The sequence below is a fragment of the Methylobacterium aquaticum genome (genome assembly GCF_016804325.1).
In the GTDB taxonomy this organism is placed as follows: Bacteria; Pseudomonadota; Alphaproteobacteria; order Rhizobiales; family Beijerinckiaceae; genus Methylobacterium; species Methylobacterium aquaticum_C.
The window spans coordinates 1,702,304-1,726,357 of the sequence record NZ_CP043627.1 but is presented as its reverse complement, the minus strand read 5'-3'; the positions used below and the strand labels follow the sequence as shown (position 1 = coordinate 1,726,357).

The following is a 24,054-nucleotide window of genomic DNA, read 5'->3' as shown; positions in this document are numbered from 1 at the left end:
GTCTTCCGCCCGGAGGAAGGCGCCGCCCTGCCTCGGGCGGCGCCTGGCCGCTCACGGCAGGGCGGGAGCCGGCTCTCGGGCCGGTTCGAGCCGCGGCTGCGCGACCTCCCACACCAGGATCCCGAACAGCGCGACCAGCACCACCGGCATGCCGCCGAAATTCATCATCTGCACCGGTATCATCAGGGTCGGGCTGAGCCAGGCCAGGACCGTGACCCAGTCCGGGCGGGAGCCGGGCTCGGCGGCCGAGATCCGCCACACCAGCACGGCGGCCACGAGGGTCAGGTCGTAGTTGAAGGCGTAGGGGGTCAGGAGCGGGACGGCCGTCGCGACGAGGCCCGCGCGCTGCACCCGGTCGCGGGTGCGGCGCACGGCCCAGGCCGTCGCCGCGAGGACCGGGATAGCGACGAGGAGCTGCAAGCCCCAGGCCGCGCCCATCGACAGCCCGAAGGTCCGCGCGCCCGCGAAGACCGATGCCATCATGAACTGGTAGAATCCGTCGAAGGCGTCCAGGAGGCCGTACAGGTAGGCGCTCGTCTCGCCGAGATTGTGCCGCCAGGGATCCGACCCGAAGGCCAGGATCGAGGCGCCGACCAGCGCCAGGGTGGTGGTGCAGGCCGCCGCGATGGTCCGCCAGGCGCCCAGCGCGATCAGGACCGGCGGCAGCACGAGGCCGAGCTGCGGCTTGTAGGTGAGAAGGCCGAACAGGATTCCGGCGAGCACCGGCCGGCGGTCCAGGGCGAGGAGGCCGCCCAGCAGCAGGGTGCCGGTGAGAAAGCCGTTCTGGCCGCCGACGGCGTTGATCAGGCAGGCCGGTGCCAGCGCGAGCATCAGCAGGGCGTGCCGGCGCTGCCCGCGCGGGACGCAGGACAGCGTCACGCCGGCGAAGGCGGCGAACAGGCCGATCGTCCAGACCGCGAGCGCCACGAAATAGGGCAGCTGCCCAAGGGGCCCGAGCAGCAGCAGCGTGAAGGGCGGATAGCTCCAGTTGTGGAACGGCAGGGGCGAGCCGAACAGGGTGCCGATCGCCGCGTGATAGGCCTTGAGGTCGAACAGGGTGTCGAGCTGCCCCGAGAAAGCGAGGCGCGGCCCGGCCCAGGCATTGATGAAGTCGCGCCCGATCGGGTGTCCGGTGACGTCGAGCCCGCCCCCGGCGGGCCGGTAGTAGAACACGAGGACCGGCAGCGTGATCAGGATCCCCAGGGGGATCAGCCACGTGCTCGGCGGGGTCGGCCGCCGGGGTCCGGGACTCGGGGGCATCGCGTGATCTCTCTCGTCGGGGTCCGGCCGGCCGCAGCCCATCCCGGGCCCGCGGCCGCGAGGGTAAGGAGGCCGGCCTTAACGGCGGATTTCGCCGCACCGTCCCGTCACGCCGGCACCCTTACCGTCGCCCGCAGGCCGCCGAGCGGCGAATCGTGCAGGGCCACGTCGCCGCCATGCGCCCGGGCGATGTCGAGGGCGATGGCGAGGCCCAGCCCCGATCCCCCGGCATCCTGGCGGGCGTCGTCGAGGCGCACGAAGGGCTTGAACACCTCCTCGCGCTGCTCAGGGGGATGCCCGGTCCGTCGTCGTCGATCGAGACGGCGAGCCAGCGCGCCTCCTGGCGGGCGGTGATCGCGATCGTGTCGCCGTAGCGGGCGGCGTTCGAGGCGAGGTTGAACAGGCAGCGCCGGAAGGCGTCGGGCCGGACCGTCACGGTCGGCCGGCCCTCCAGCGTCACCTCGGAGACGTGGCCGCCCAGCCGCTCCACGTCGGTGCGCACGTCCTCGAGCAGGGCGTGCAGGTCGATGGCCGCGGCCGGCTCGCCGGAATCGCCCTTGGCAAAGGCGAGGTAGGCCTCGAGCATCCGGCTCATCTCGTCGACGTCGCGTTGCAGGTCGTCGATCTCGGGGGTCTGGGGCAGGAGCACCAGGGAGAGCCGGAACCGCGTGATGATGGTGCGCAGGTCGTGGCTCACCCCGTTGAGCATCGTGGTGCGCTGCTCCATCGCCCGCTCGATGCGCCGCTTCATCTCGATGAAGGCGTGGCCGGCCTTGCGCACCTCGCGGGCGCCGCGGGGGCGGAAATCCAGCTCGCGGCCCTTGCCGAAGCTCTCCGCCACGTCGGCGAGCCGCAGGATCGGCCGGATCTGGTTGCGCAGGAACAGGATCGCGACGCCGAGCAGCACCATCGAGGAGCCGCCCATCCAGAGCAGGAAGATGTGCGAGTTCGAGGCGTAGGCCTGGCTGCGCCGCGCGATCACCCGCATCACCCCGCCGGGGATCTCGACCCGGATCTCGATCAGGCTGGAGCGCCCGACCGTGTCGATCCAGAACGGCCGGGCAATCTGGCGGTGGATCTCGTCGGACAGGGCCTCGTCGAGGAGCGAGAAGAACGGCCGGGGCCCGGGGGCGGGGAGCTTGGCGCCCGCCAGGATGTCGACGTCGAGGTTCAGGCGCTCGCTGGCGATCCGCTCCAGGGTCTCGGAGCCCTTGTCCTGCGGATAGCTCTCGTAGATGTCGATCAAGGCCGCCACGTCGGCGGTGACGGCCGCCGACAGGCGCCGGGTCACGAGCTGCCAGTGCCGCTCCATGAAGGTGTAGGCGATCACCGATTGCAGCAGCACCATCGGGGCGATGATGATGATGAGCGAGCGGGCGTAGAGCCCCTTCGGCAGCCGGTCGCCGATCACGCGGCCGAGCCGGCGCCAGGCCCGCCGGGTCGTCGGCATCGTCCCGGCGAGGGTGGGGCTCGCCATGACGCTAGTCCAGGACCAGCCGGTAGCCGACGCCGCGCACGGTCTGCACGTAGCGCGGATTGGCCGGGTCGTCCTCGATGCGCCGGCGCAGGCGGTTCATCTGCACGTCGACGGTGCGCTCGTTGGCGGCGCCGTTGGTGCCGGTCAGCGCCTCGCGCTCGACGTTGCCGCCACGGGCCAGCGCCAGGATGGTCAGGATCTCGCGCTCGCGCTCGGACAGGCGGATCGCCTCGTCGTCGCGGGTGAGCTCGCCGCGCTCGATGCGGAACTGGAACGGCCCGAAGCGCACCGCGTCGAGGGGGGCGGCCGTGCCGTCGGCGGGCCCGCGGGCGCTGCGGCGCAGGATGTTGTTGAGGCGCAGGATCAGCTCCCGCGGCTCGAAGGGCTTGGGGAGGTAGTCGTCGGCGCCGATCTCGAGCCCGGTGACCCGGTCGTTCGGGTTCGAGCGGGCGGTGAGCATCAGGATCGGCACGCTCGAGGTCAGGCGGATCTGGCGGGCGTAGTCGAACCCGGTCTCGCCCGGCATCATCACGTCGAGCACCACCGCGTCGAAGACGAGGCTGCGGCCCCGCGCCCGCGCCTCGGCGGCGCTGGCCGCCGCCGTGACCCGGTAGCCGTTCTCGCCGAGGAAGCGGGCGAGCAGGTCGCGCAGGCGGCGGTCGTCGTCGACCACCAGGATGTGTGGGGGCGTGGTCGGGCAGTTCCGCCCGGGGGCTGAGGACGGGGCCGGCGCTCACGGGCGCGCCCCGTACCGGTGGACGTGCCGGCCGGAATCTCGGCCGGCGGGTCGCCCCCGGCGATGAGCCGGCTTACCGCCGCGCGCTCCTCCGGCTCGATCATGGCGAGCAGGAACCGGCCCGCCGGCTCGCGCAAGGCGGGGCCCATCTCGGCGAGCGCCCGGCGGACCCGCCGGCCCTGGACCCCGGCGAGGCGCTGGGCGAGCCGCCGGCCTTCCGGCGTGCAGGTGAGGAGGCGGTGGCGGCGGTCGCTCGTGCCCGTCCGCTGCGCGATGTAGCCCTGCTCGATCAATTCCTTCAGCACCCGGTTCAGGCTCTGCTTGGTGATCCGCAGGATATCCAGGAGTTCGGCGATGGTGAGGCCGGGATGGCGGTCGACGAAGTGCAGCACCCGGTGGTGGGCCCGGCCGAAGCCGTACTCGGCCAGGATGCGGTCCGGATCGGCGACGAAGTCGCGATAGGCGAAGAACAGGAGCTCGATCAGGTCGTAATGCGGCTGCCCGTCGTCGGACGGGACGGACTCTTGGGAGGCGGGCTCTTGCGGGGCGGGGTCTCGCGGAGCCGATCCTCGCGCCCCGGAGTCTTGTGCCCCGAAGTCTTGCGCCTCTCGCGCGGGGGAGTAGCCTGCCTCCGGCAGGTCCTCGAGGGCGATGGCCTCGTTGGCGACCTCCGGGATGGGGGCCGGACGGGTCCGGGCGGCCTGGGTCACGGGTCGCACCTCTGTTGCGGGACACTTCGACGGAATTTGCGGCCTCCGAAGGGCCCTCGTCATTTATGTCAGTCTTGTTGACATATCTCAGCCCCATTGATACCCGTCAACCCCGCCGGCGAAACGAACGTACGCCCCGCGCCCCGCTCGAGCACGAACGTTGCGCGAGAACCAGCCTGGCGGAAACGAACGCATACGAGGATCATCGTCATGTCCGTCATTCCCTTCGACCAGCGTGAAGGCCACATCTGGTTCGACGGCCGCATGGTGCCGTGGGCGGACGCGAAGATTCACGTACTCAGCCACGGCCTGCACTACGGCTCCAGCGTGTTCGAGGGCGAGCGCGCCTATGGCGGCCAGATCTTCAAGTGCACCGAGCATTCGCAGCGCCTGCGCCGCTCGGCCGAGCTCCTCGACTTCGAGGTCCCGTACACGGTGGCCGAGATCGACGCCGCCAAGAAGCTGGTGCTGAAGGAGAGCGGCCTCCAGGACGCCTACCTGCGCCCGGTCGCCTGGCGCGGCTCGGAGATGATGGGCGTCTCGGCGCAGCACAACACCATCCATCTCGCCATCGCGGCGTGGGAGTGGCCGAGCTACTTCGACCCGGCGACCAAGATGAAGGGCATCCGCCTCGACCTCGCCGATTACCGCCGGCCCGATCCGCGCACCGCGCCGTCGGCCTCGAAGGCGGCCGGCCTCTACATGATCTGCACGATCTCCAAGCACCGGGCCGAGAACAAGGGCTATGCCGACGCCCTGATGCTCGACTGGGAGGACAACGTCGCCGAGTGCACCGGCGCCAACGTGTTCTTCATCCAGGACGGGGTGATCCACACGCCGATGGCCGACCGCTTCCTCAACGGCATCACCCGCCAGACCGTGATCGATCTGGCGAAGCGCCGCGGCTACGAAGTGGTCGAGCGGCGCATCCGCCCCGAGGAGATGGCGGGCTTCTCCGAGTGCTTCATCACCGGCTCGGCCGCCGAGGTCACCCGGTCTCGGAGATCGCCCAGTACCGCTTCACCCCGGCGGCGATGACCCAGACCCTGATGGACGACTACACCGCCGAGGTGCAGCCGCGGGCCAAGGCGGCCTGAGCCTCGCGACCAGCGCGTGAACCGAAGGCCCCGGGCGGGAGACCGCCCGGGGCCTTCGCGCGTCCGGGTCCGTAATTTCCGGGGACAAGGCGCCGCGGCCGTGGTCGGACCGGGAACGCGGGCCGGGGCGTCGCCGTTATCTGGGCGGAACATTCGGAGAACATGAGGCTCTCATGACCGCCAAGACCGCCACCAAGAAGGCCGACGCCCGAGAGACCGAGAATCCGAAGCAGGACCCGAAGGACACCTCGAACCGCATCAAGGACCCGAAGGACTGGACCACCGGCTCCGAGCCGATGACCGGCGCGCAGGCCTCCTACCTCAAGACCCTGGCCGAGCAGGCGAAGGACGACGACGCCTTCGACCCCGACCTCGACAAGGCCGAGGCCTCGCAGCGCATCGACGCCCTGCGCAAGGAGACCGGCAAGGACTGAACGAGGCCTCGGCGCGCGCCTGGAACAGGGTTCGGCGCGCGCCCCCTGCCGGAACGCGGAACGGCGCCTGCCGCAAGGGCAGGGCACCGCCCCGATCGGATTATCCCGTCGGATTAACCCTCGGTGAGGGGATGCGCCCTAATGTCGGGCGCGACGGACCGGGAGTGGACGACGTGCGTGGCAGATCACGGGGGACGGGGGCGCCGCGGTGCTTCCGGCGTGACCAATCCGGCGCGACGGCGATCGAGTACGCATTGATCGCGGGCCTGATCTTCCTCGCCCTGACGTCGGCGCTCGCGGTCTACGGCGATTCGGCCGGCGGCCTGTTCGGCAACCTCAGCAACCGGTTCGTCGCGGCCCTGCGCTGAGGCCGGTTCCGGATCGTCATTCCGCCGCAAGCCCGAGATTGTCGAGGCATTGCCGGATCTGCCCGGCCAGGATGTCGGCCAGGGGGTTGGGCTCCTCCGCGCGGTGGCGCAGGAGCCCGATGCGGCAGGCCGGCAGGGCCGAAAAGCCGTCCTGCGGCCCGAGCACCCGCATCCCGGGGCGCACCGCGCTCTCGGGCAGGACCGAGACGGCGAGCCCCGCCAGGACCGCGGCGCCGACCGCGGTGGAATTCCAGCTGACGAACAGGATCCGGCTCTGGCGCCCGCCGCGCTCCAGCGCCTCGATGGCGACCCGGCGCCAGTTGCAGGCCGGCCGCCCCAGGGCGAGGGGCACCGGCTGCTCTGTATGGACCGCGTGGCGGCTCGACGTGACCCAGAGCAGGGCCTCGGTGCGGATCGTCTCGACGGTCCGCCGTCCTCTCGCCTCGGTGACGATGGCGAGGTCGATGTCGCCGTCGGCGATCCGCTCGGCCAGCATGTCGGTGGGTTCGCAGATCACCGTGACCTCGGCCCGGGGATGGGTCCGGGCGAAGCGCCCGAGGATTTCCGGCAGGTAGCGGTCGACGTAGTCGTCCGGCAGGCCCAGCCGCACCCGCCCGGCGAGGTCGCCCTCGTCGAAGGTCGCCAGGCACTCGCTCTGCAGCCGCACGATGCGCCTGGCATAATCGAGCAGGCGCTCGCCGTCGTCGGTCAGCCGCACGCCGCGGCCGGCCTTGGCGAAGATCTCGCGCCCGATCCGCTCCTCGAGCCGCTTCATCTGCATCGAGACGGCGGACTGGGTCTTGTGGACGTGGTCCGCCGCCCGGGTGAACGAGCCGCTCTCGGCGATCGCCACCAGGGTCCGGAGCTGGTCGATGTCGAGGGGATGCACCGGGCCGCTCCGTCGTCGATACCCACATCAATTCCTGTGATGTGACACATCTCAATCATTCGCTCAACGCATCGGCCAAGCGCGGCTATGAGTGACGCAGCGGAACGAGCGAGGCCGGCGCAAACGAGGTTCGCCGCATGCTCTTTTCGCGGGAGACCACGATGACGATCAGCTACGCCCCCCTCTACGGTGCCCTCACGTTCGCCCTCGGCTTCGGCCGCAAGGCCGTGCAGATCGTGGCCCGGATCGTCACCCTGTGGATCAACCGCCGCGCCGCCTACCGCCTGGCCGAGCTCGACGACCGCGGTCTGAAAGACATCGGGCTGACCCGCAACGACGTGATGGGCGCCCTCGACCTGCCGTTCATGCAGGACCCGACCCTGCCCCTGGTGCATCGACGCCGCGCGCGACGCCAGCCCCCGCCGCCGGCCGTGACCGTGCGGCTGGCCGCCCGGGACGGGCGGGCGGTGGAGGGGCGGGGGCCGTGATCGCTCCGTGCGATCTCTGATCCAGGCCCTGTGCCGGTGAGAGCAGGCGATCCCCCTTCCTGACGGAAGAGGGGATCGCGGCCGTTCGGGATCTGCCGGTCTCTCGGCCGGGGACGGCGCCTGCCCTTCCGCAACCCTGATGTCCGCTGCCGCGGTGACCGCGGGAGGTGCAGGGGTCCGACGCAGGCATATGGTTGCCTTGGCAACTTATAAGTTGCCAAGGCAACAGGAACGTGCGAGCTTTCGACTCGAGAGCGAACGATCGCCCACCGAGGAGGAAACGATGCCCGAGGCTCGGCCATGAGCGGTGGGAACGACGTCGTCATCGTCGGGGCCGGCCAGGCCGGCTTCCAGGCCGCCGCCTCGTTGCGCGAGGCGGGCTTCGGCGGAACGCTGACGGTCGTCGGGGACGAGGCCGTCGCACCCTACCAGCGCCCGCCGCTCTCCAAGGCCTATCTGACCGGCAAGGCGACGGGCGAGACCCTGGCGCTGCGCCCCCCGGCTACTACGCCGACCACCGCATCGCGCTCCGTCTCGGCACCCGTGCCGTCGCGCTGGACCGGGCCGTCAGGCAGGTCGCGCTCGCATCGGGCGAGCGACTGCCCTACGACCATCTCATTCTGGCGACGGGGGCCCGCAACCGCACCCTGCCGGTGCCGGGGGCCGATCTTGCCGGTGTCCTCCAGCTCCGCACCCTGGCGGATGCCGACGACATCCGGCGCCGCCTTGCCGGCGTCGAGCGCGTCGTCATCGTGGGCGCGGGCTTCATCGGCCTCGAATTCGCGGCCGTCGCCGCGGCGCGGGCGATCGCCGTCACGGTCGTCGAGGCCGCCGGGCGGGTGATGTCCCGGGCGGTCTCCGAGCCGGTTTCGGCCTTCTTCCGGGCCGCGCACGAGGCCGCCGGGATCCGGTTCGCCTTCGGCGCCGGCGTCGGGCGCATCGCGGGGACGGACGGTCGTGTCGCCGCGGTCGTGACCGCGGACGGTCGTGTCGTCCCGGCCGATCTGGTCCTCGTCGGCATCGGCGTCGTGCCGAACGTCGACCTCGCGGTCGCGGCGGGCCTGTCGGTCGCCGACGGCATCCTCGTCGACCACGCCCTCCTCACGTCCGACCCCTCCATCTCGGCGATCGGCGACTGCGCCGAGTTCCCGAGCGCCTTCGCGGGGGACGCACCGACGCGGATCGAGTCGGTGCAGAACGCCGTCGACCAGGCCCGCTGCGTCGCGGCCCGGCTCACCGGCCGGGCGGCCCCCTACGCCGCCCTGCCCTGGTTCTGGAGCGACCAGGGCCGCTGGAAGCTGCAGATCGCCGGCCTTGCCCGGCCGCACGACCGGACCGTGACGCGCGGCGACCCGGCGAACGGGCCGTTCTCGGTCTTCTGCTACCGGGAGGGGCACCTCGTCGGGGTCGAATCGGTTAACCGGCCGGCCGACCACATGATCGCCCGGCGGCTGCTCGCCGCGCGCGCCGCGCTGGCGCCCGACCAGGCGGGCGACCCCTCCTTCGACTTGCGGGCGGCGATCGGAACCGCCGCGGCCGCGTGAGGCGGGGTTCGTCCGCCCCGTGATCGCTCCCCCCTCGATCGCTCCCCTGCGATCACTCCCGGCGCCTGCGCCCGGAGGTCCCCGACGTCGTGACGGCAGGCAGGTTCGCGTGCAGGCGGTTGAGAAGGTCGATCAGGGTGTCGCGCTGCTCGGGCGTCAGGCAGGCCGTGAGGCGCCGCTCCCGATCCAGCGCCACGACGATGATCTCGTCGTGCAGCGCCTCGCCCCGCGCCGTGAGGCGGGTGAGGCGCCGGCGCGCGTCGTCCGGATCCTCGTCCGTCGCCACGAGGTCCCGCTTCTCCATCGCGGCCAGGGTCCGGCTCACCGGCCCCTTGTCGAAGCCGATCACCTGGCAGATGCGCGTGGCCGGGATGCCGGGCTCGATGGCGAGCAGGGACATGATCCGCCACTCGGTGACGTTCACGCCGAAGCGCCGCTGATAGGTGGCGCTCGCGCTGTGCGAGAGCTTGTTGGCGACGAAGGTCAGGAGCGCCGGCACGTACCGCTCGAGGTCGAGCCGCGGCCCGGGCGTCGCGCCCGCCGTCGTCGCCCGGTCGTCCGCCCGACCCGCGGCGCGTCCTGCTCGACCCGTTGCCATCTCCACCCCGGCGCGCCGTCCGTGCCCGCCCTTATGTCGCGTCGGAGGCAGCCCGTCGAGGCTCGCCCGGCCGATCCGTGTGGAGAGCCGGGAGTCGGCCGCGCCCGTTACATCGCGCCATCACGACAGGACATGGGAGGACCAGGATGATCGCCGCATCACATGCATCCGCGCCCGCGCTTCACGGCTCGGGCGCCCCGGCCGTCGACGTCGATCCGTTCTCGACCGAGTTCTTCGAGGATCCGCACCGCATCCACGAGGCCCTGCGGGAGGCCGGACCGGTGGTGTGGCTGCCGCGCTGGAACGTGCACGCGGTCGCCCGCTACGAGGAGGTGCGGACCGTGCTGCACGATCCGGCGACCTTCTGCTCCGGCCGCGGCGTGGGCTTGAGCGACTTCGCCAGGGAGAAGCCCTGGCGGCCCCAGAGCCTGATCCTGGAGGCCGATCCGCCGGCGCATGGACGCACCCGTGCGGTCCTGAACCGCGTCCTGTCGCCGGCCGTGATGAAGACCCTGCGCGACCGGTTCCAGGCCGCCGCGCACCGCCTCGTGGACGAGCTCCTGGCCCGCCGCGAGATCGACGCCGTCGCCGACCTCGCCGAGGCGTTCCCGCTCTCGGTCTTTCCGGACGCGGTCGGGCTGGCCCGAGAGGGGCGCGAGCACCTGCTGCCCTATGCCGGCCTCGCCTTCAACGCCTTCGGACCGCCCAACGCGCTGCGCCGGCACGCCTTCGAGACCGCGGCGCCCCATGTCGCCTGGGTCATGGAGCAGTGCCGGCGCGAGAACCTCGCGCCCGGCGGCTTCGGCGCGGCGATCCACGCGGCGGCCGATGCCGGCGCCATCACCCACGAGGAGGCGCCCCTCCTCGTGCGCTCGCTCCTGACGGCGGGCCTCGACACGACGGTGAACAGCATCGGGGCCGCCCTGTACTGCCTCGCCCGCTATCCCGCGGCCTGGGCGTCCCTGCGCGCCGATCCGGGACTCGCCCGCGCGGCGTTCGAGGAGGCGGTGCGGTACGAGAGCCCGGTCCAGACCTTCTTCCGCACCACGACCCGGCCGGTCGAGATCGGCGGGGCCCGCCTCGACGAGGGTTCCAAGGTGCTGATGTTCCTCGGCGCCGCCAACCGCGACCCGCGCCGCTGGGAGGAGCCCGACCGTTACGACCCGACCCGCGCGACGGTCGGCCATGTCGGCTTCGGGTCCGGCATCCACATGTGCGTCGGCCAGCTCCTCGGCCGCCTCGAGGGCGAGGTGATGCTCTCGGCGCTCGCCGCCAGGGTCGGCGCGATCGCGATCACCGGCCCGGTCGTCCGCCGCTACAACAACACCCTGCGCGGGCTCGAGCGCCTGCCCGTCACGCTGACGGCCGCCTGAAGGACGACCCTCCATGCCGATCATCACCTTCATCCGCCCGGACGGCGCGCGGCGGGATCTCGACGTCGCCGAGGGCACGAGCCTGATGCAGGGCGCCGTCGCCCGCGGCCTCGACGGGATCGTGGCCGAGTGCGGCGGCAGCGCGATGTGCGCGACCTGCCACGTCTACGTCGACGAGGCCTGGGCCGGCCGTCTGCCGCCGGTCTCGGAGGACGAGGACGCCCTGCTCGACGGCGCCGCCGCCGAGCGCCGGCCGACGAGCCGGCTGTCCTGCCAGGTCGTCGCCACCGCCGACCTCGACGGGCTCGTGGTGCGTCTGCCCGACCGTCAGGTCTGAGCCATCGACACGCGTAGAGCAAAGCCAAGGGGAGAAAGACGATGCGGACGGTGATGCGGGCGCTGCTGCTGGCGACGACCCTGCTCGGAGCCGGTGCGGCCAGGGCCGAGATCTCGGACGGCGTGGTGCGGATCGGCGTGCTGACCGACATGTCCGGGCCGTTCCAGGATACCAACGGCCAGGGCTCGGTCGAGGCCGCCCGCATGGCGGCCGAGGATTTCGCCGCCGGCCGCAAGGACATCCGGGTCGAGATCGTCGCAGCCGACCATCAGAACAAGGCGGATGTCGGCTCGTCGATCGCCCGCAAGTGGCTCGACGTGGAGAAGGTCGACGCAGTGGTGGACGTGCCGAATTCCTCGGTCGGCCTCGCCGTCAACGCGCTCCTGCGCGACACCCGGATGGCGCTGCTCGCCTCGGCCACCGCCACCTCGGACCTCACCGGCAAGGCCTGCTCGCCCAACACGGTGCAGTGGGTCAACGACGCCTGGGCCACCGGCAACACGACCGCCGCCGCCATGATGAAGCGCGGCGGCACCTCCTGGTACTTCCTGACCGTGAACTACGCGCTCGGCCAGGGGATCGAGGCCGAGGCGAGCGCCTACGTCACCCGCCACGGCGGCGCCGTGAGGGGAGCGAGCCGCCACCCGCTCGGCACAGCCGACTTCTCGTCCCTGCTGCTCCAGGCGCAGGGCTCCGGCGCGAAGGTGGTCGGGCTCGCCAATGCGGGCGCCGACGCGATCAACATCGTGAAGCAGGCCAACGAGTTCGGGCTGACGCAGGGAGGGCAGTCGCTGGTCGCCTTCCTGGTCTTCATCAACGACGTGCACGCGATGGGCCTGAAGGACGCGCAGGGCCTGCTGCTGACCGAGTCGTTCTACTGGGACATGAGCGACGAGACCCGGGCCTTCGCCCGGCGCTTCGCCGCCCGGCCCGGCCAGGCCGGCAAGGTGCCGAGCGGCAACCAGGCCGGCGTCTACTCGGCGACGCTCGCCTATCTCGACGCGGTCGCGCGCGCCGGCAGCGACGACGCCCGGACCGCCGTGGCGGAGATGAAGCGCAAGGGCCCGCGCGACCGGCTGTTCGGCGACCTGACCGTGCGCCCGGACGGCAGGGCGATCCACCCGATCTATCTCTTCGAGGTGAAGAAGCCGTCCGACTCGAAGGGGGCGTACGATTACTACACGCTCGTCGACACGGTCCCGGCGGACCAGGCCTTCCGGCCCCTGGCGGAGGGCGGCTGTCCCATGCTGAAATGAGACGGCCGGCCTCGCGCACCGCCGGGCGGGGCGTGAGGCAAGGATTTCCTCAGAGCCTGTTTGAGCAGCGTGATTTGACAAAAACTGAGAAAAATCAGGAGATATCCTACCATTCCACCTCATCCTGAGGTGTTGGCGATCAGAGATCGCACCCGATCGCAGATCGACTGACCTCGAAGGAGGGCTCCAGAAGCCTCTGCGATCCCTGGAGCCCTCCTTCGAGGCTCACTTCGTTCGCACCTCAGGATGAGGTTAGCGGGTAGGATGATCCCGTCTGCCTCAAATATTGGGTAGAAATCCTGCTCAAACAGGCTCTCAGGGGGGCGATCCTCTCCGAGCCGGCCGATCCCGAAACGCGACGGCAGCCGTTCCACGACCCGGGCGCGCTCACTCCGCCCGGGATTCGCGACCTCCCGCCGCTCCAGCACCCCCACCGTCCGGAACGCCAGCGCCAGCCCCACCACCCCGAACAACGCCGACCCGATCCCCATCCCGGCCATCGCCCCCTCTGCCCGGCGAGATGCGCGCCGAGCCAGGCCGTCGGCATCGTGCCGAGGGTCGCCCGGCCCCAGTTGAGGGCGCTCGCGGCGAGCGGGAAGCCGAGATTGTTGAACGAGGCGTTGCCGAGGAAGAGCAGTCCGTTGAAGAACCAGATCGCCCCGCCGGCGAGGCAGAAGAAGGCCAGGAGGTCGGCGCCCGCGCCCGAAAGGCCGAACAGGGCGGTGAGCGGCCCGCGGGCGAAGACGAGCGCGAGCCAGACCGCCGCGACGTAGAGGCCGGTGACCAGGGCGGCATCGCGCAGGGTCGCGCGCATCCGGTCGAAGCGGCCGGCGCCCCAGTTCTGGCCGAGGATCGGGCCGACAGCGCCCGACAGCGCGAACAGGCCGCCGAAGGCCACCGGGACCACCCGGTCGACCACCGCATTGCCGGCGACCGTCGCGGTGCCGAACCCGGCCATGACGTGGGCGAGGAAGGCGCTCGCCACCGGCGGGGCGAGGTTGGTGAGCACGGTGGGCAGGGCCACGCGCAGGATCGGCCCGGCATCGGCGAGCACCGCCGCGAGGGTCGGCCGCGCCACCATCCGGTGGACGCGCACGGCGCCCGCATAGCCCACCCAGGCGAAGGCGAGGCGGGCGATCACGATGGTGATCGCCGCCCCCTCGATCCCGAGATTCAGGCCGAAGATCAGCAGCGGGTCGAGCAGGACCGTGACCGCGGCCCCGGCGAGCGTGACGTTCATGCCCCGCCGCGCGTCGCCGACCGCCCGCAGCACGCCGGAGAACCCCATGCCGAGCGCCATCAGGAGGGACGAGGGCAGGGCGATCCACAGGAAGGTCCGGGCCGCCGGCACGGTTTCGGGACCGGCGCCGATCAGCGTCAGGAACGGCGTCAGCAGCGGCAGCATCAGCGCCGTCACGAGGCCGGAGGCGACGACCGCCAGAACCAGGGACGAGGCGGCGAGGCGGCGTGCCAGCGCGACGTCGCCGCCGCCCAGCGCCCGCGAGACCAGGGCGCCGACGGCGATCATCATCCCGATGTTGATCGAGACCGCGAAGATCTGGACGATGGTGGCGAAGCCCACCGCCGCCGTGAGCACGGGATCGCCGAGGCGCGCGATGTAGAGCAGCGACAGGAGGTCGACGACGAAGATCGCCATCAGGCCGACCGAGCCGGTCGCCCCCATCACCACGACGTGGCGCAGCGTCGAGCCGGTGACGAAGCGGGCGGCCGGGGCGTCGGCGATGTCCCGTCCGGGCGGGCGGGCCTCACCCATCGGCGCCGGCCCGCTCGCGGGCGATGATGTCCTCGGTCTCGGGGTTGAGGCCGTGCGAGGCGTGGAGCGGCGCGGTCAGGGGCTCGGGCTTGATCCGCACCAGGCTGCGCAGGGGATCGGTCCGGTCGAGGGGGTCGCCGGCCTGCTGCAGCACCAGCCGGGCGAGGTCGCGCTTGCGCACGTCGTCGACCGTGCGGGCCGCCTCCTCGGGCGAGAGGCCCAAGGCCTCCAGGGTCGCCCGCCCGAAGGCGAGGGCCGATTCGAAGGTCTCGCGGATCTGGTAATCGACGTCGCGGCCCATCGCCTCGATCGCCTGGACCCGGTCGAACACCCGGACATAGGTGCGGGCGGCCGGGAACTCGGCATGGACGAGGTCGACGATCTTGAGGGTCGCCTCCGGGTCGTCGATGCAGATGCAGACCACCTCGGCCTTGCCGGCGCCGGACGAGCGCAGCACGTCGAGGCGGGTGCCGTCGCCGTAATAGACCCGGAAGCCGAAGCGGGCGGCGCTGCGGATCTGCTCCACGTCCTTGTCGATCACCGTGACGCTGAGGCCCTGCGCCAGCAGCACCTGGTTGAGGATGTGGCCGAAGCGGCCGAAGCCGATCACCAGGACGCGGGCCTCGGCGCCCTCGATCGCCTCGGGCTCGGGTTCGAGCGGGGCGGTGGTGCGCCGCGCCAGCACCCCGTCGAGGACCTTGGCGCCGATCGGCCCGATCAGCATGGTGATGGCGGCGAGTGCGATGGCGAGCCGCCCGGACGGGCCGTCGACGAGGCCGAGTTCCTGGCCCACCGGCAGGAGCACGAAGGCGAACTCGCCCGCCGGCGCCAGCACGGCGGCGCCGCGCAGGCCGTCGAGCCAGGACGAGCCGAACAGCCGGAACAGCCCGGCCACCAGCGCGACCTTGATGAGGATCGCCCCGACGGTGGCGACGGTGAGGCCGAGCCAGTTCTGGCCGACGAGGCCGAGGTCGATCGACATGCCGACGCTCATGAAGAACAGGCCGAGCAGCATGCCGCGGAACGGCTCGATATCGGCCTCGAGCTGGTGGCGGAAGTTCGATTCGGCGAGCAGCAGCCCGGCGAGGAACGCCCCCATCGCCATCGACAGCCCGACCTCCTCCATGATGAGCGCGGTGCCGAGCACGACGAGGAGGGCGGCCGCGGTCATCACCTCGCGGGCGCCGCTGGCGGCGAGCAGCCGGAAGAACGGGTTGAGGCCGTAGCGGCCGACCAGCACCACCCCGATCACCGCCGCGACCGCGGTCCCGGCCGATTGCAGGGCGGTGCCGAGCCAGGCCTCGCCGCCCTGGCCGGTGCCGGTCTGGGCGACGAGCGGCAGCAGCGCCAGGATGCCGACGATCGACAGGTCCTGGAACAGCAGCACCGCGAAGGCGCGCTGGCCGTAAGGGGAGGCGAGGTCGCGCCGTTCCTCGAGGAGCTGGAGCGCGACCGCGGTCGCCGAGAGGGCGAGCGCGATGCCGATCACCGTCGCGGCGCCCCCCGACAGGCCGGAGAGGACGCCGAGGCCGCCGAGCGCCAGGGCGCAGAGCCCGAGCTGGAGCGTGCCGAGCCCCAGGATGTCGCGCCGGAGCGAGATCAGGCGCGAGATCTCCAGCTCCAGCCCGACGATGAACAGCAGCAGCACCACCCCGAGTTCCGAGACGCTGCGGGCGGTCTCCGGCTCGGTGATGAGCGAGAGGCCCGAGGGGCCGATCACGACGCCGGCCACGAGGTAGCCCAGCACCGCGCTCTGCCCGAGCAGGCGGAAGATCGGCACCCCGATCACCGCGGCGGACAGGAAGGTCAGGACCGGCGGCAGGAAGCTGGCGTGGTCGGCGGCGGTCGCCATCGCGCGGGATTCTCCCGGGTTCGAGGTCGGCTCAAGCCTCCCCTTACCCCGAACCGGGCCGCCGGGCTAACCCGGTCTTCGCCGGTTCGCGAGGGCCGTCGCGCGCGTGCCGCAGGGGACCTGTCGCCCGCGCGTGCTTTGGATTGCCACGATTGCATGGCACAAGAGGTTGACAGGGACCGTCCCCCCTCGCCACATCCCGGATCATGAGCGCCTCCGTGAACCAGACCGACGCCGGTGCCGCCGCGCCCGCGAAGCCGCCCCTCGAGATCCTCCTCTGCGCGCCGCGCGGGTTCTGCGCCGGCGTGGTGCGGGCCATCGACGTGGTCGAGCGCGCGCTCGCCCTCTACGGCCCGCCCGTCTACGTGCGGCACGAGATCGTGCACAACAAGTACGTGGTCGAGAGCCTGAAGCGCAAAGGCGCGGTCTTCGTCGCCGAGCTCGACGAGGTGCCGGACGGCAAGGCGCCGGTGATCTTCTCCGCCCACGGCGTGGCCAAGACCGTGCCGCAGAACGCGAATTCCCGCGGGCTGACCACCATCGACGCGACCTGCCCGCTGGTGACCAAGGTCCACCGCGAGGCCGAGATCCACCACAAGCGCGGCCGCCACGTGCTGCTGGTCGGCCATTCCGGCCACCCGGAGGTCGTCGGCACCATGGGCCAGCTGCCCAAGGGCTCGATCACCCTGGTCGAGGATATCGAGCAGATCGAGGCGCTGGAGCCCGAGAGCCGCGACAACCTCGCCTGGGTGACCCAGACCACCCTCTCGGTCGACGATACCCACCACATCGTCGAGGCGCTCAAGCAGAAGTTCCCCAAGATCGTCGGCCCGCACAAGGACGACATCTGCTACGCCACCACCAACCGCCAGGAGGCGGTGAAGCAGGTCGCCCCCCTCGTCGACGCGCTGATCGTCGTCGGCTCGTCCAACTCCTCGAACTCGCAGCGCCTGCGCGAGGTCGCCGAGCGGGTCGGCTGCCCGATCACCCGGCTCGTCAACCGCGCCGAGGATCTGGACTGGGACGCCTTCTCCAACATCCGCCGCCTCGGCCTCACCGCCGGCGCCTCGCCCCCGAGGTGCTGGTGGAGGAGATCATCGACGCCTTCGCGACCCGCTACGAGGTCACGGTCGATACCGTCTCGACCACGACCGAGGACATGGTCTTCCCGTTGCCGCGCGAGCTGCGCAGCGAGGCGGCGGAGTAAAGTCAAATCCAGCCTGCTGGTCTGGCGTTTGTAGGATAGAGCGCGGTCCCCCTCTCCCGTGTGGGAGAGGGGTTAGGGGTGAGGGTGCTACGGTCCTGAGTGAGACTCTGACCGTCCCGCTACCAACACCATGGTCAATGCTTCAAACTGAAGCGTGTCACCCTCACCCCTACCCCTCTCCCACACGGGAGAGGGGATCCCGCGCCATTTTTTGAGCGCCTACCATTCGATTCCTTCATCCATTTTTCCAGAGCAAAGCAGAACGGCCGTGGCGGTCTACACCGAGGTTCCGGACGAGGCGCTCGCCGCCTTCCTTGCCGCCTACGAGATCGGCGATCTCCTGTCCTACAAGGGCATCGCCGAGGGGGTGGAGAACACCAACTTCATCCTGCACACCACCACGGGCTCCTACATCCTGACTCTCTACGAGAAGCGGGTGAAGGAGGGGGACCTGCCGTTCTTCCTCGGGCTGATGCAGCACCTGGCCGCTAACGGCCTCGCCTGCCCGCAGCCGATTCGCACCCGCGACGGCGCCACCCTGGGGCGGCTCTGCGGCCGGCCCGCGGTACTCGTGTCGTTCCTGGAGGGCGTCTCGGTGCGCCGGCCGGGGTGAGGCATTGCCGGGCGCTCGGCGCCGCGCTCGCCGGCCTGCACGCGGCCGGGGCTGACTTCCCGATGCAGCGGCCGAACGCCCTCTCGGTCGCGGGCTGGCGCCCGCTCTTCGAGGCCGCCGAGCCGCAGGCCGACAGCGTCGCCCCGGGGCTGGCCGCCCGCACCCGCGAGGACCTCGCGCTCCTCGAGCAATCCTGGCCGCAGGACCTGCCCGGCGGCGTCATCCATGCGGACCTCTTCACCGACAACGTGTTCTTCCTCGGCGACGAGGTGTCGGGCCTGATCGACTTCTACTTCGCCTGCACCGATTCCTTCGCCTACGACCTGGCGATCTGCCTCAACGCCTGGTGCTTCGAGGCGGACTACTCGTACAACCGCACCAAAGGCCAGGCGATGATCGCCGCCTACCAGGCCGTGCGCCCGCTCGACCCGCGCGAGGTTGCGGCCCTGCCGCTGCTCGCCCGCGGCGCCGCGCTCCGCTTCATGCTGACCCGCCTCGTCGACTGGCTCAACGTGCCCCCCGGCGCCCTGGTGAAGCCGAAGGACCCGCTCGAATACGACCGCAGGCTCGCCTTCCACCGCAAGGTCGCGGCGGCGGAGGAGTATGGGTGGAGCGCGGTTCCCTCGGCGTGACCCGCGTGATCAATCAACGTTGATTGATGGTCAGGCGCGTTCGAGAGGGCGGCTCGGCGGCGTTGAAACGTCCCGCCGCTCGAACGTGATCCTGACTTCCACCTCCCCATCGAGTGCGTGGAGCATGCGGATCATCCGATCCAGCGTGAAGCGCCCGTAATCGGCGTTGCGCACCCGCGAGAAGTCGGCCGCGGCGAAGCCGGTCAACGCCTGCGCCTTGCGGGTCGTGAGCCGGCGCTGATCGAGGGCGGCGATGATGCGCGCCGCCAGTTGACCTTTCGCCTGACGCATGTCCGCATCGGCGTAGCCGAAATCCTTCCAGACGTTGCCGCTGCCATGCACGACTTCATCGCTGTCCATCGCTCACCTGCTCCATGAGCAATTTGATTCGCTGACGGATGAGATCGAGGTCCGCCTGCGAGGTCTTGATGCCTGATGTCGATTTCTTCTGGAATGCGTGGACAACCCAGACTGCATCACCGATCTGTACCGCATAGACGACGCGGAACGCGTCCGTCCGAAATTTGAGCGCAACTTCGAAGACCCCGGAGCCGAACCCTTTCAAAGGCTTCGCGATCCCCGCCATGCTTCCCGCCGCAGCAATGTCCAATGCCTGGAGCGTGCGCTCACGCGCGCCTGCCGGGAACGCCTCGAATTCCTTCCTGGCTGATTTCAGCCAGGATATCGGTCTTGACCGACCCAGCATCTGCTTATGGTGTCATATTCGACAACATTTCGCTAGAGAGCGACGGGGTCGCATCACAACCGCGCCAGCAGCTCCGTCTTCTTCGCGGCGAACTCGGCCTCGGTCAGCACACCCTTGCGGTGCAGCTCCGACAGGCGTTCGATCATCCCGAACACGTCGCCGGTCGGGGCGGCCGGGACATCGACCGTTTGTGAGGGGGCCGGCGGCGAATAAGCCTCCGGCGCAGGCGCGTAGGACGCGGCCTGGGGAGCGGGGGCCGGCTCCTGCTCGCCCTGGTTCTGCGCAGGGTCCCCCACCACCGGCAGCTCCTCCAGCCGCACCGGGCCGTACTGGCTGGTGAAGCTCAGGGAGTACGAAGAGCCCTGCTGCTGCGAGACGCCGCCGATCTGGTGGTCGCCGGTGTCGTAGAGGGTCACCCGGCCGCCGGTCTCGATCGCCAGGCGGCGGGACTCGGGGAAGAAGGCGTAGCGCGTGTCGTTCTGCGAGCCGGAGGTCGCCGGCTGGCCCAGGCCGTCCGGCCACCAGGAGCCGCCCCAGGACTGGTTCCAGGACCCGCCCGAACCGGACCCCTGGCTCTGGCTCGATCCCCAGCCCGATCCTTGGGCTCCCCCCGTGGCGAGCGGCGCCAGCTCGTCGCAGAGCGCGACGACCCGGGCCTTGAGGCCCGAGTTGAACATGTCGCCGATCATCGTCATCCCGCCGGCGGACCACTGGCCCATGCCGCCGAGATCGGGATGGTTGAACTGCGCCATCCGGCCGTGGCCGCGGGCCAGCGCGTCGAGGAGGTGGCGGACGGCATCCAGGCCGACGCCGTGGCGGGCGGCGATCGCGTCGAGGTCGGGCATCGGTCAGGTCGCTCCGGGGCAGGAGCCGGGCTTAGCCCAGTCCCTGCCCGAGGGGAACGCCCTGCGATCAGTCTAGCCCGGGCAGCATGCCGCGCAGGCGTCCCAGCAGCCCGCCGGGCCGGGGCGGCAGGGGCGGGATCGTCGGCGAGAGATGCCAGGCGCCCGGATCCCTGCGCATGTCGTCCTCCCGCAATGTGTCGATCCGGGCGATCTTGCCGAGGAGTTCCGCCGCCACGGCTTCCGGATCCGGCAGCACGAAATTCACCGTGAAGCCGTCCCCGGCATAGCTGCCGGTGCCGGTCGGATAGTAGTAATGGCCCTGCGTGCCGGTGATGAGGTCGATCAGCCGGTAGGTCCCGCCGAGCTTGAGCCGGTCGGTGAGCACGATCACCCGCCGGCCCGGGGGCGCGAAGAGCAGGCTGTGGAAGGCCGAGCCGTTGGCCCCGAGGATCACCCTGTGGCGGGCGAAGAGGCGGACCTGCTCGGGAAAGCTCAGGAGCTCCGGGTGGACGATCCGCACCCCCTCGCGCTCCAGCACCCGCGTCACCGCCTCCTCGTTGGCAAAGCGCCGCACGCCCGCCCGCAGGCGGGTCTTCGAGAGGTAGACCGGCTGCGGATCGGCATCGACCTCGTCCGGCGCGTAGTAGCCGCGCCCGATCTCCCGGCACAGATCGGCCATGACCGGGAAGGCGTAGTCGTCCTGCTGCAACGCGGCCTGGGGCACCAGGAGGGTCGGGATCCGCACCGGCCGGTCGAAGCTGGCGAGGTCCATCACGGAGAGGCCTAAGCGCCCCAGGATCTCCGGGATGAACGGGGTCCCGCTCCAGTCGGCGCCGAGCCCCGGCCCGTGGCAGAGCAGGGTCGGGCGCAGGGTCCCCTGGTCGAGGTCGAGGAGCGGCCAGAACCGCGCCAGGGTGTTGATGATGAAATGGCCGTAATGCGGGTGGATCGCCCCGAGATAGAGGGTCGGCCCCTCCGGCGCCGCGTCGGTCACCGGGCCCTGTCCCTCCGGCCATTCGGTGGTCTGCCAGGTCGGCGTGCGCTCGCCGCTGTGGTGGTCGAGGGATTCTGGCACCATCTGGCCCGCGGCGTCGAAGATCACCGGGATCCTGTCGAGATGGGACGCCCGCACGAGGTAGTGGGCATCCTCGACCACGCGCAGGGCCGGCCGGCCCGGCCGCAGGTCGGCCCGGCCGTAGATCGCTTCGCTCCGCTGCAGGATCATGCCGCTCAGAAAGGTCCCGTCATGCCCGCGGGCCCGTCAGGCCTGCGCCGCCGGGCTCGCATCCCCCGGCACCTCGATCACTGCCCTTAAGCCGCCGAGGGTGGCCGCGTCGAGGCGAAGGCGCCCGCGATAGAGCGCGGCGAGGTCGGAGACGATGGAGAGGCCGAGGCCCGAACCGGGCTTGGTCTCGTCGAGGCGCCGGCCGCGCTCCAGCACGGCGATGCGGGCCTCCGGCGGCAGGCCGGGCCCGTCATCCTCCACCGTGACGATGAGGTGCGGGTACTCGCCCTGGCCGATCACCTCGGCGCGGATCGAGACGCGGGAATGCGCCCACTTGGCGGCGTTGTCGACGAGGTTGCCGATCATCTCCTCGAAATCCTGGCGCTCGCCGCGGAAGCGCAGGCCCGGGGTGACGCTGGTGTCGAAGGTCAGGTCCTTGTCGTAGAAGATCTTGCCAAAGGTGCGCACCAGCGCCGCCACCACCGGCTCGACGTCGGTGAAGGTGCCCAGCGCACCCGCCAGCGCCGCGGCCCGGGCCCGGTCGAGGTGGTAGTTCACCTGGTCGCGCATCACCGCGGCCTGCTCGCGCACCTTCACGGCGAGCTCGCTGTTGGCATCCCCCGCCGAGGCCTCGTTGACGATGATGCTCAAGGGGGTCTTGAGCGCATGCGCCAGGTTGCCGACCTGGGTGCGGGCCCGCTCGAGGATCTCGCGGTTGGTCTCGAGGAGCAGGTTCACCTCGCCGGCGAGCGGCGCGATGTCCTGCGGGTACTCGCCCGAGATGCGGTCGGCCTCGCCCCGGCGGATCGCGCCGAGGGCCGCCCGCAGCTTGATGAGGGGGGCGAGGCCGAAGCGGATCTGCAACAGGGTGGTGAGGCCGAGCGAGAGCCCGAGCAGCGAGAAGGTGGTGGTGAGCGCCAGCGTGAAGCGCCGCATGTCGGTGGCGATCTCGTCGGAGGGGCCGGCGACCCGCACGAGGTAGCGGCCCTCCTCGCCGAGATCGACGGTGCGCTCGATGATGCGCAGGGGCCGGTCGTCCTGGGCCTTGCCGTAGCCCTTGCGCAGCTGCCCGGCGCCTGCCTCGCCGACCGCGTCGGCGGGGGGCTGGAGCGGCACGCCGACCAGCGAGCGCGAGGTGCGCAGGTCGCGCGGCCGGGCATTGGGCCGGCCGACCTGCCAGTACCAGCCCGACAGGGGCAGGTCGAAGCGCGGATCGCCCAGCGCCCCGAAGCTGCGTGCCTCGGAATCGGAGGGCGAGACGAGGTTGGTGGCGAGATCGTTGGCGTAGACGAGGAGCCGGCTGTCGAAGGCCCGCTCGGTGGTCTCGCGGTAGAGGGTCGAGAGGATCAGCCCGGCGATCAGCAGGATCAGCGCGCTCGAGATCAGCGACGACACCGCCAGGCGCACCGCGATCGAGCGCTTGCGCCACGGCCGCCAGCCGAACCACCGTCGCGGCGAGGCAGGCGCGACGCCGCCGGCGAGCCCCGTCTCCGGCTTTGCCTCGGCCGCGGCCCGGCCGGGGCCGGTCACGGCTGCGTTCCGCCGGCGCCCGCGTCGATCAGGTAGCCGAGGCCGCGCACGGTCTGGATCAGGTCGACCGCGAGCTTCTTGCGCAGGCGACCGACGAAGACCTCGATGGTGTTCGAGTCGCGGTCGAAATCCTGGTCGTAGAGATGCTCGGTCAGCTCGGCCCGGGAGACGACCCGGCCGGTATGATGCATCAGGTAGGAGAGCAGCCGGTACTCGTGCGAGGTGAGCTTGACCGGGCTGCCGTCGACGAAGACGCGGCCCGAGCGCGTATCGAGCACCACGGGGCCGGCGCTGATCTGGCTCGTGGCGTGGCCGGCGGTCCGGCGCAGCAGCGCGCGGACCCGGGCCAGCAGCTCCTCCATGTGGAAGGGCTTGGTCACGTAGTCGTCGGCGCCGGCATCGAAGCCGTTGACCTTGTCGCTCCAGCGGTCGCGGGCGGTGAGGATGATGACCGGGGTCTTCACCTGCGCCCGGCGCCAGCCCGACAGGACCGAGACGCCGTCGGCCTTCGGCAGGCCCATGTCGAGGATGATGCAGTCGTAGGGCTCGGTCTCGCCGAGGAAGGCACCCTCCTCGCCGTCGAACGCCTTGTCGACGGCGTAGCCCGCCTCTTCCAGGGCGCTCACGACCTGGCGGTTGAGATCCCGGTCATCCTCGACCACGAGCAGACGCACGACCCGAACCCCCTCACGCTCAGAACAGACCCTGGATCACCATTGCCCGGCCACCTTGCCGGACCGGGCATCCACCATCACGTGTACGAACTGCCCGTCCTTGCGCAAGGCCGTCAGCATGTAGACCAGCGCCTCGTCGCGGCGGCAGAGATTGGCCCGCACGATGTCGGCCCGCGGGACGGCGGCCCGCGCGGCGCGGATCGCCGCCACCGGCTCGACCACCCGTTTCTCCGCCACCGCCTCGCGCAGGTCGCCGGAGGAGAGGCAGGTCTGGGCGGTCTCGGCGGCCTTGACCGGCCGGGCCGGCACCGCCCCGGTGGCGGTCTCGTCCCGCTCCTCCGCGGCCGCGAGCCAGCCCGAAGCGCCGGCGAGGCCGACGGCGGCGGGGAGCAGGAGAAGAACGAGCTGGCGCATGCCGGGGACCATCGT

18 protein-coding genes and 7 pseudogenes are annotated in these 24,054 nt (G+C 71.2%); 10 read left to right on the top strand and 15 right to left on the bottom strand.

Annotated elements, in window-relative coordinates; translation table 11 throughout:
- Positions 1-51: 51 nt before the first annotated feature.
- The 4 genes and pseudogenes from F1D61_RS07685 to F1D61_RS07670 form a co-directional block, all read right to left on the bottom strand.
- On the bottom strand, positions 52-1,260 hold the full coding sequence (locus F1D61_RS07685; protein WP_203157332.1) for a glycosyltransferase family 87 protein: 1,209 nt from the start codon (positions 1,258-1,260) through the stop codon (positions 52-54).
- 107 nt (positions 1,261-1,367) lie between these two features.
- Positions 1,368-2,737, bottom strand: a pseudogene (locus F1D61_RS07680) (ATP-binding protein).
- 4 nt (positions 2,738-2,741) lie between these two features.
- A pseudogene (locus F1D61_RS07675) lies at positions 2,742-3,474 on the bottom strand (response regulator).
- Between the two features lie 58 nt (positions 3,475-3,532).
- Positions 3,533-4,111: pseudogene (locus tag F1D61_RS07670) on the bottom strand (MarR family winged helix-turn-helix transcriptional regulator); the annotation flags it as partial.
- A 282-nt stretch (positions 4,112-4,393) separates the two neighbouring features.
- Between F1D61_RS07670 and F1D61_RS07665 the strand changes: the two are divergent.
- The 3 genes and pseudogenes from F1D61_RS07665 to F1D61_RS07655 all read left to right on the top strand — a co-directional run bounded on the left by F1D61_RS07665 (position 4,394) and on the right by F1D61_RS07655 (position 6,082).
- Positions 4,394-5,280: pseudogene (locus F1D61_RS07665) on the top strand (branched-chain amino acid aminotransferase).
- 173 nt (positions 5,281-5,453) lie between these two features.
- Complete coding sequence (locus F1D61_RS07660; protein WP_203157331.1) at positions 5,454-5,714, top strand: DUF3072 domain-containing protein; 261 nt, start codon at positions 5,454-5,456, stop codon at positions 5,712-5,714.
- Between the two features lie 173 nt (positions 5,715-5,887).
- Entirely contained in the window at positions 5,888-6,082 is a 195-nt protein-coding gene (locus F1D61_RS07655) for a Flp family type IVb pilin (protein WP_246775770.1), read from the top strand.
- Between the two features lie 16 nt (positions 6,083-6,098).
- Here the strand turns inward: F1D61_RS07655 and F1D61_RS07650 are convergent, their stop codons facing one another.
- Positions 6,099-6,971, bottom strand: coding sequence for a LysR substrate-binding domain-containing protein (locus F1D61_RS07650; RefSeq protein ID WP_203157328.1), 873 nt, complete (start codon positions 6,969-6,971; stop codon positions 6,099-6,101).
- A gap of 137 nt (positions 6,972-7,108) precedes the next feature.
- Here F1D61_RS07650 and F1D61_RS07645 point away from each other — a divergent pair, with 137 nt between their 5' ends.
- Together F1D61_RS07645 and F1D61_RS07640 are read left to right on the top strand one after the other, a co-directional pair.
- The gene (locus tag F1D61_RS07645) at positions 7,109-7,459 is read left to right on the top strand and encodes a DUF1127 domain-containing protein (RefSeq protein ID WP_246775769.1); all 351 of its coding nucleotides are present in this window, start codon (positions 7,109-7,111) and stop codon (positions 7,457-7,459) included.
- 300 nt (positions 7,460-7,759) lie between these two features.
- A pseudogene (locus tag F1D61_RS07640) lies at positions 7,760-9,003 on the top strand (NAD(P)/FAD-dependent oxidoreductase).
- Positions 9,004-9,055: 52 nt separating this feature from the next.
- Here the strand turns inward: F1D61_RS07640 and F1D61_RS07635 are convergent.
- The gene (locus tag F1D61_RS07635; RefSeq protein WP_203157326.1) at positions 9,056-9,601 is read right to left on the bottom strand and encodes a MarR family winged helix-turn-helix transcriptional regulator; all 546 of its coding nucleotides are present in this window, start codon (positions 9,599-9,601) and stop codon (positions 9,056-9,058) included.
- Between the two features lie 146 nt (positions 9,602-9,747).
- Between F1D61_RS07635 and F1D61_RS07630 the strand changes: the two genes are divergently transcribed.
- Genes F1D61_RS07630 through F1D61_RS07620 form a run of 3 tightly spaced genes read left to right on the top strand, consistent with a single transcriptional unit; the run spans position 9,748 to position 12,567 of the window.
- Positions 9,748-10,974 carry a cytochrome P450 gene (locus tag F1D61_RS07630; protein ID WP_203157324.1) on the top strand — a complete coding sequence of 409 codons (1,227 nt, stop codon included), beginning with the start codon at positions 9,748-9,750 and terminating at the stop codon, positions 10,972-10,974.
- Between the two features lie 13 nt (positions 10,975-10,987).
- The gene (locus F1D61_RS07625; RefSeq protein WP_203157322.1) at positions 10,988-11,311 is read left to right on the top strand and encodes a 2Fe-2S iron-sulfur cluster-binding protein; all 324 of its coding nucleotides are present in this window, start codon (positions 10,988-10,990) and stop codon (positions 11,309-11,311) included.
- A 41-nt stretch (positions 11,312-11,352) separates the two neighbouring features.
- Complete coding sequence (locus F1D61_RS07620) at positions 11,353-12,567, top strand: ABC transporter substrate-binding protein (protein WP_203157320.1); 1,215 nt, start codon at positions 11,353-11,355, stop codon at positions 12,565-12,567.
- A 241-nt stretch (positions 12,568-12,808) separates the two neighbouring features.
- Here the strand turns inward: F1D61_RS07620 and F1D61_RS07615 are convergent, their stop codons facing one another.
- On the bottom strand, positions 12,809-14,341 hold the full coding sequence (locus F1D61_RS07615; protein ID WP_432443224.1) for an MATE family efflux transporter: 1,533 nt from the start codon (positions 14,339-14,341) through the stop codon (positions 12,809-12,811).
- Positions 14,334-16,193, bottom strand: a complete 1,860-nt coding sequence (locus F1D61_RS07610) for a monovalent cation:proton antiporter-2 (CPA2) family protein (protein ID WP_203157318.1) — start codon at positions 16,191-16,193, stop codon at positions 14,334-14,336. The genes F1D61_RS07615 and F1D61_RS07610 overlap by 8 nt, the downstream gene beginning before the upstream one ends.
- Before the next feature lie 206 nt (positions 16,194-16,399).
- Between F1D61_RS07610 and ispH the strand changes: the two are divergent.
- Together ispH and F1D61_RS07600 are read left to right on the top strand one after the other, a co-directional pair.
- Positions 16,400-17,400, top strand: a pseudogene (gene ispH, locus F1D61_RS07605) (4-hydroxy-3-methylbut-2-enyl diphosphate reductase).
- A 268-nt stretch (positions 17,401-17,668) separates the two neighbouring features.
- Positions 17,669-18,645, top strand: a pseudogene (locus tag F1D61_RS07600) (homoserine kinase).
- 30 nt (positions 18,646-18,675) lie between these two features.
- On the opposite strand, the gene F1D61_RS07595 reads toward F1D61_RS07600, so the two are convergent.
- From F1D61_RS07595 to F1D61_RS07565, 7 genes are all read right to left on the bottom strand, one after another.
- Positions 18,676-19,005, bottom strand: coding sequence for a helix-turn-helix domain-containing protein (locus F1D61_RS07595; RefSeq protein WP_203157316.1), 330 nt, complete (start codon positions 19,003-19,005; stop codon positions 18,676-18,678).
- The gene (locus F1D61_RS07590) at positions 18,992-19,351 is read right to left on the bottom strand and encodes a type II toxin-antitoxin system RelE/ParE family toxin (RefSeq protein ID WP_203157313.1); all 360 of its coding nucleotides are present in this window, start codon (positions 19,349-19,351) and stop codon (positions 18,992-18,994) included. Before F1D61_RS07590 ends, F1D61_RS07595 begins: the two co-directional genes overlap by 14 nt.
- Positions 19,352-19,404: 53 nt before the next feature.
- Positions 19,405-20,196: an SHOCT domain-containing protein gene (locus F1D61_RS07585; RefSeq protein ID WP_203157311.1), complete on the bottom strand. Its 792-nt coding sequence runs from the start codon at positions 20,194-20,196 to the stop codon at positions 19,405-19,407.
- A gap of 67 nt (positions 20,197-20,263) precedes the next feature.
- Entirely contained in the window at positions 20,264-21,421 is a 1,158-nt protein-coding gene (locus tag F1D61_RS07580) for a glycosyltransferase family 61 protein (RefSeq protein WP_203157309.1), read from the bottom strand.
- 36 nt (positions 21,422-21,457) lie between these two features.
- The gene (locus F1D61_RS07575; protein WP_203157307.1) at positions 21,458-22,951 is read right to left on the bottom strand and encodes a sensor histidine kinase; all 1,494 of its coding nucleotides are present in this window, start codon (positions 22,949-22,951) and stop codon (positions 21,458-21,460) included.
- Positions 22,948-23,625 carry a response regulator transcription factor gene (locus tag F1D61_RS07570; protein WP_203157306.1) on the bottom strand — a complete coding sequence of 226 codons (678 nt, stop codon included), beginning with the start codon at positions 23,623-23,625 and terminating at the stop codon, positions 22,948-22,950. The genes F1D61_RS07575 and F1D61_RS07570 overlap by 4 nt, the downstream gene beginning before the upstream one ends.
- Positions 23,626-23,661: 36 nt before the next feature.
- Entirely contained in the window at positions 23,662-24,039 is a 378-nt protein-coding gene (locus tag F1D61_RS07565) for a PepSY domain-containing protein (RefSeq protein ID WP_203157304.1), read from the bottom strand.
- Between the last annotated feature and the right edge of the window lie 15 nt (positions 24,040-24,054).

Coding starts and splice junctions, on each gene's coding strand:
- F1D61_RS07685 (WP_203157332.1), bottom strand. CDS start 1,260: ATGCCCCCGAGTCCCGGACCCCGGCGGCCGACCCCGCCGAGCACGTGG.
- F1D61_RS07660 (WP_203157331.1), top strand. CDS start 5,454: ATGACCGCCAAGACCGCCACCAAGAAGGCCGACGCCCGAGAGACCGAG.
- F1D61_RS07645 (WP_246775769.1), top strand. CDS start 7,109: ATGCTCTTTTCGCGGGAGACCACGATGACGATCAGCTACGCCCCCCTC.
- F1D61_RS07635 (WP_203157326.1), bottom strand. CDS start 9,601: ATGGCAACGGGTCGAGCAGGACGCGCCGCGGGTCGGGCGGACGACCGG.
- F1D61_RS07630 (WP_203157324.1), top strand. CDS start 9,748: ATGATCGCCGCATCACATGCATCCGCGCCCGCGCTTCACGGCTCGGGC.
- F1D61_RS07625 (WP_203157322.1), top strand. CDS start 10,988: ATGCCGATCATCACCTTCATCCGCCCGGACGGCGCGCGGCGGGATCTC.
- F1D61_RS07620 (WP_203157320.1), top strand. CDS start 11,353: ATGCGGACGGTGATGCGGGCGCTGCTGCTGGCGACGACCCTGCTCGGA.
- F1D61_RS07615 (WP_432443224.1), bottom strand. CDS start 14,341: ATGGGTGAGGCCCGCCCGCCCGGACGGGACATCGCCGACGCCCCGGCC.
- F1D61_RS07610 (WP_203157318.1), bottom strand. CDS start 16,193: ATGGCGACCGCCGCCGACCACGCCAGCTTCCTGCCGCCGGTCCTGACC.
- F1D61_RS07595 (WP_203157316.1), bottom strand. CDS start 19,005: ATGGACAGCGATGAAGTCGTGCATGGCAGCGGCAACGTCTGGAAGGAT.
- F1D61_RS07590 (WP_203157313.1), bottom strand. CDS start 19,351: ATGCTGGGTCGGTCAAGACCGATATCCTGGCTGAAATCAGCCAGGAAG.
- F1D61_RS07585 (WP_203157311.1), bottom strand. CDS start 20,196: ATGCCCGACCTCGACGCGATCGCCGCCCGCCACGGCGTCGGCCTGGAT.
- F1D61_RS07580 (WP_203157309.1), bottom strand. CDS start 21,421: ATGATCCTGCAGCGGAGCGAAGCGATCTACGGCCGGGCCGACCTGCGG.
- F1D61_RS07565 (WP_203157304.1), bottom strand. CDS start 24,039: ATGCGCCAGCTCGTTCTTCTCCTGCTCCCCGCCGCCGTCGGCCTCGCC.